This is a genomic window from Micromonospora sp. NPDC047753 (genome assembly GCF_040642735.1).
Classification (GTDB): Bacteria; Actinomycetota; Actinomycetes; order Mycobacteriales; family Micromonosporaceae; genus Micromonospora.
Genome location: NZ_JBEYSL010000516.1, coordinates 1 through 4,600, shown reverse-complemented (window position 1 = coordinate 4,600; position 4,600 = coordinate 1). Strand labels below are relative to the sequence as shown.

At 71.3% G+C, this 4,600-nt stretch carries 5 protein-coding genes; 3 read left to right on the top strand and 2 right to left on the bottom strand.

The genetic code is table 11. The features are described 5' to 3' along the window. Both ABZ749_RS29850 and upp read right to left on the bottom strand, forming a co-directional pair. A partial coding sequence (locus tag ABZ749_RS29850) for a GPP34 family phosphoprotein (RefSeq protein WP_357233638.1) occupies nucleotides 1-179 on the bottom strand: 179 nt, incomplete at its 3' end. A gap of 73 nt (nucleotides 180-252) precedes the next feature. Continuing rightward, complete coding sequence (gene upp, locus ABZ749_RS29845) at nucleotides 253-885, bottom strand: uracil phosphoribosyltransferase (RefSeq protein ID WP_355009488.1); 633 nt, start codon at nucleotides 883-885, stop codon at nucleotides 253-255. 133 nt (nucleotides 886-1,018) lie between these two features. On the opposite strand from upp, the gene deoC reads away from it, so the two are divergent. The 3 genes from deoC to ABZ749_RS29830 are packed head-to-tail and all read left to right on the top strand — an operon-like array spanning nucleotide 1,019 to nucleotide 4,232. Beyond that, nucleotides 1,019-1,978 (top strand): deoxyribose-phosphate aldolase, encoded by a 960-nt coding sequence (gene deoC / locus ABZ749_RS29840; RefSeq protein WP_357233636.1) that lies wholly within the window; start codon nucleotides 1,019-1,021, stop codon nucleotides 1,976-1,978. 6 nt (nucleotides 1,979-1,984) lie between these two features. Continuing rightward, a complete protein-coding gene (locus ABZ749_RS29835; protein WP_357233634.1) occupies nucleotides 1,985-3,415 on the top strand; it encodes an aldehyde dehydrogenase family protein in 1,431 nt (476 codons plus the stop codon). Next, nucleotides 3,408-4,232: an aldehyde dehydrogenase family protein gene (locus ABZ749_RS29830; protein ID WP_357233632.1), complete on the top strand. Its 825-nt coding sequence runs from the start codon at nucleotides 3,408-3,410 to the stop codon at nucleotides 4,230-4,232. Before ABZ749_RS29835 ends, ABZ749_RS29830 begins: the two co-directional genes overlap by 8 nt. Nucleotides 4,233-4,600: the final 368 nt, after the last annotated feature.

Here is a 4,600-nt window from a genome sequence, read left to right as displayed (position 1 = left end):
GTCGGGTCGATCACCGTCAGGGACCCGTCGGCGTACGCGATTCGGCCGGTCAGGGCCAGCTCGACCAGCACCGCGGCGGCCATGCCCAGGTCCAGGCTGATCCGTGGCATCGTCGCCTTGCCGGTCGTGTCGTCGTAGGCGAGGAGCAGCAACTCCTCGGCGAGCGCAACACCAGTCATGGCCGGAGACGGTAGCGGGTCCGCGCACCCCGTGCACGGACCCCGCCGGACCCGGCACCGACCGGGTCTCCCGTCAGAAGCGGGGCATGCCACCGAACTGGCGGTCGCCGGCGTCGCCGAGGCCGGGGACGATGAACATGTGGTCGTTGAGCCCCTCGTCGATCGAGGCCGTGACCAGGCGCAACGGCAGGCCGGAGCGCTCCAGCCGGTCGATGCCGACCGGGGCTGCGAGCACACAGAGCACTGTGATGTCAGTGCAGCCGCGGTCGGCCAGCAGCTGGCAGCAGTGCTCCAGCGAACCGCCGGTGGCCAGCATCGGGTCGAGCACCAGCACCGGCAGCCCGGCCAGGTCGCGTGGCAGCGACTCCATGTACGCGCGGGGCTCGTAGGTCGCCTCGTCGCGGGCCAGGCCCACGAAACCCATCGACGACTCGGGCAGCAGACCCAGCGCGGCGTCCGCCATGCCCAGCCCGGCGCGCAGCACCGGGACCAGCAGCGGCGGGTTGGCCAGCCGGGTGCCCTCGGTGCCGGTGACCGGCGTCTGCACCGGGTACCGCTCGACGGGGAAGGAGCGCGCCGCCTCGTACACCAGCATGGTGGTCAGTTCGTGCAGCGCCGCCCGGAACGTCGAGGAATCGGTGCGCGCGTCCCGCATGGCGGTCAACCGTGACTGGGCCAGCGGGTGGTCAATGACGTGTACGTCCACGATCGCTCAACCTACCGGTCCGTACCGCGCGACGGTGCGGGTGCGGTCGGACCAGGGACGCCGCTCACGTCGGAACGCCACCGAGCGGTCGTGAGCAAGATCACTCGGCGGTCTCGTGCGTAGACTTCTCGGCATGACGGCGACAACGACGTCGGCCCGGTCGGAGCTCTCCGAGCTGGGACGATCCGAGACCGCTCTGCGGACCTTCCTGCACGGCCTGGCCGGCGTGGACCAGGTCGGCGCGGAGCAGCGGGCGGCACAGCTCGGCACCCGCTCCATCAAGACCACCGCCAAGGCCCAGGCGATCGACCTGGCGATCCGGATGGTCGACCTGACCACCCTGGAGGGGGCGGACACCCCGGGCAAGGTGCGCGCGCTCGCCGCGAAGGCCCTGCGTCCGGACCCGGCCGACCCGTCCTGCCCGCACGTCGGCGCGGTCTGCGTCTACCCGGCGATGGTCCCCCACGTAGCCGAGGTGCTGCGCGGCTCTGGTGTGCACCTGGCCAGCGTGGCGACCGCGTTCCCGTCGGGTCAGGCGCCGTTGGAGATCAAGCTGGCCGACACCCGGGCCGCCGTCGCGGCCGGCGCCGACGAGATCGACATGGTGATCAACCGGGGTGCGTTCCTGGCCGGGCGGTACAAGGAGGTCTACGACGAGATCGTGGCCACCAAGGAAGCCTCCGGGGACGCCCATCTCAAGGTGATCCTGGAAACCGGCGAGCTGGCCACCTACGACAACGTCCGGCGGGCCTCCTGGCTGGCCATGCTGGCCGGCGGCGACTTCATCAAGACCTCCACCGGCAAGGTCCCGATCGCGGCGACGATGCCGGTGAGCCTGGTGATGCTGGAAGCGGTGCGCGACTTCCGCGAAGCGACCGGGCGGCAGGTGGGCGTGAAGCCCGCCGGTGGCATCAAGACCACCAAAGACGCGATCAAGTACCTGGTGATGGTCAACGAGACCGTCGGCCCGGACTGGCTCGACCCGGACTGGTTCCGCTTCGGCGCGTCCAGCCTGCTCAACGACCTGCTGATGCAGCGCACCAAGCTGACGACCGGCGTCTACTCCGGTCCCGACTACTTCACCCTGGACTGATAGCCGATGTTCGAATACGCCCCCGCCCCCGAGTCCCGCTCGGTGGTGGACCTCAAACCCTCGTACGGGCTGTTCATCGACGGCACGTTCGTCGACCCGACCGACGGTGGCAGCTTCAAGTCGATCAACCCCGCCTCCGAGGAGGTGCTGGCCGAGGTCGCCGAGGCCGGTGCCCAGGACGTGGAACGCGCGGTGCGCGCCGCCCGCAAGGCGTACGACAAGGTCTGGGGCCCGATGCCGGGCCGGGACCGGGCGAAGTACCTGTACCGGATCGCCCGGCTCATCCAGGAGCGCTCCCGCGAGCTGGCCGTCCTGGAATCGCTGGACAACGGCAAGCCGATCCGCGAGTCCCGCGACGTCGACCTGCCGCTGGTCGCCGCGCACTTCTTCTACTACGCGGGCTGGGCCGACAAGCTTCCGCACGCCGGTTTCGGTGCCAACCCGCGCCCCATCGGCGTGGCCGCGCAGGTCATCCCGTGGAACTTCCCGCTGCTCATGCTGGCCTGGAAGATCGCCCCGGCGCTGGCCGCAGGCAACACGGTGGTGCTGAAGCCGGCCGAGACCACCCCACTGACCGCGCTGCTGTTCGCCGAGATCTGCCAGCAGGCCGAGCTGCCGGCCGGCGTGGTCAACATCATCACCGGCGCTGGCGACACCGGCCGCGCACTGGTCGAGCACCGCGGCGTGGACAAGGTCGCCTTCACCGGCTCCACCGACGTGGGCCGGGCCATCGCCCGTTCCGTCGCCGGCACCAGCAAGAAGCTCACCCTGGAGCTGGGCGGCAAGGCCGCCAACATCGTCTTCGACGACGCACCCATCGACCAGGCCGTCGAGGGCATCGTCAACGGCATCTTCTTCAACCAGGGGCACGTCTGCTGCGCCGGCTCCCGCCTGCTCGTCCAGGAGAACGTTGCCGACCGGGTGCTGGAGTCGCTGAAGCGGCGGATGGCCCAGCTGCGTGTCGGCGACCCGCTGGACAAGAACACCGACGTCGGCGCGATCAACTCCGCCGCCCAGTTGGAGCGGATTCGCGAGCTGTCCGACGCCGGCTCGGCCGAGGGCGCCGAGCGCTGGTCACCGCCGTGTGACCTGCCCGACCGGGGCTTCTGGTTCGCACCGACCATCTTCACCGGCGTCACCCAGGCACACCGGATCGCCCGCGAGGAGATCTTCGGCCCGGTGCTGTCGGTGCTGACCTTCCGCACGCCGGCCGAGGCCGTCGAGAAGGCCAACAACACGCCGTACGGGCTGTCGGCCGGGATCTGGACCGACAAGGGCTCCCGGATCCTGTGGATGGCCGACCGGCTGCGCGCCGGAGTGGTCTGGGCCAACACGTTCAACAAGTTCGACCCCACCTCGCCGTTCGGTGGTTACAAGGAGTCGGGCTACGGTCGCGAGGGCGGCCGGCACGGGCTGGAGGGGTACCTCAATGTCTGAGCGGGTCGCGGTACGCAAGACGTACAAGCTCTTCATCGGCGGGAAGTTCCCGCGCAGCGAGTCGGGACGGTCGTATCTCGTGCAGTCCTCGAATGTGTCACTGGCCTCCCGCAAGGACGCCCGGGACGCGGTGGTCGCCGCCCGCGCCGCCGTCAAGGGCTGGGCCGGCGCGACCGCGTACAACCGGGGTCAGATCCTCTACCGGGCCGCCGAGATGCTGGAGGGCCGCCGCGAACAGTTCGTCGCCCTGGGCATCCCCGCCGACGAGGTGGACGCCGCTGTCGACCGCTGGGTCTGGTACGCCGGCTGGGCCGACAAGCTGGCCCAGGTGTACGGCGGCGCCAACCCGGTCGCCGGCCCGTACTTCAACATCTCCGCGCCCGAGCCGACCGGCGTGGTCGCGGTGGTCGCCCCGGAACGCCCGGCGCTGCTCGGCCTGGTCAGCGTGATCGCCCCGGCGATCGTCACCGGCAACACGGTGGTGGTGGCGGCATCCCCGAGCGAGCCACTGGCGGCGGTGACGCTGGCCGAGGTGCTGGCCACCTCCGACCTGCCCGGCGGTGTGGTCAACATCCTCACCGGCGCGATCACCGAGACCGCGCCGACGCTGGCCGCGCACATGGACGTCAACGCGATCGACCTGACCGGGGTCACCGACGCCGCGCTCGCCACCGACCTGGAGGTCAAGGCGGCGGACAACCTCAAGCGGGTGCTCCGGCCGGCCCCGGCCGACCACGACTGGACCGGTGACCCGGGGGTGGCGCCGATGACCGCGCTGCTGGAGACGAAGACGGTGTGGCACCCCAAGGGGGTGTGATCGTTTTTCTTCGGCCTCTGTTTCTTTCCGGGGCGGTTTTCCGGGAGGAGCCCGCCCACTCCGGGCGGTCAGGCTTGATCCCTGCGTGGGCGGGCTCCCCCCGGAAAACCTGACGTGGGCCGGGTTTGTCGGGGTGGGTCAGCTCACGGGTTCTGCCTTGGGTCGGGTTGCCGGTCGGCGGGGGCGTCGGCTGACCTCGCCCGCCCCGCCCCGCACCGCCCCGCCCGGGGCCGCACCGCCCGGCACCGCACCGCACCGCCCGGCACCGCACCGCCCGGGTCCGCCCCGCACCGCACCGCCCGACCGGGTCCGACCGGGTCCGCCCCGCCTTGGTCCGCCCGGGTCCGCCCCGCCTTGGTCGGCCCGGG

What these genes read in the sequence shown, in the direction of transcription:
- deoC (WP_357233636.1), top strand. Translation starts at nt 1,019, where the DNA reads ATGACGGCGACAACGACGTCGGCCCGGTCGGAGCTCTCCGAGCTGGGA.
- ABZ749_RS29835 (WP_357233634.1), top strand. Translation starts at nt 1,985, where the DNA reads ATGTTCGAATACGCCCCCGCCCCCGAGTCCCGCTCGGTGGTGGACCTC.
- ABZ749_RS29830 (WP_357233632.1), top strand. Translation starts at nt 3,408, where the DNA reads ATGTCTGAGCGGGTCGCGGTACGCAAGACGTACAAGCTCTTCATCGGC.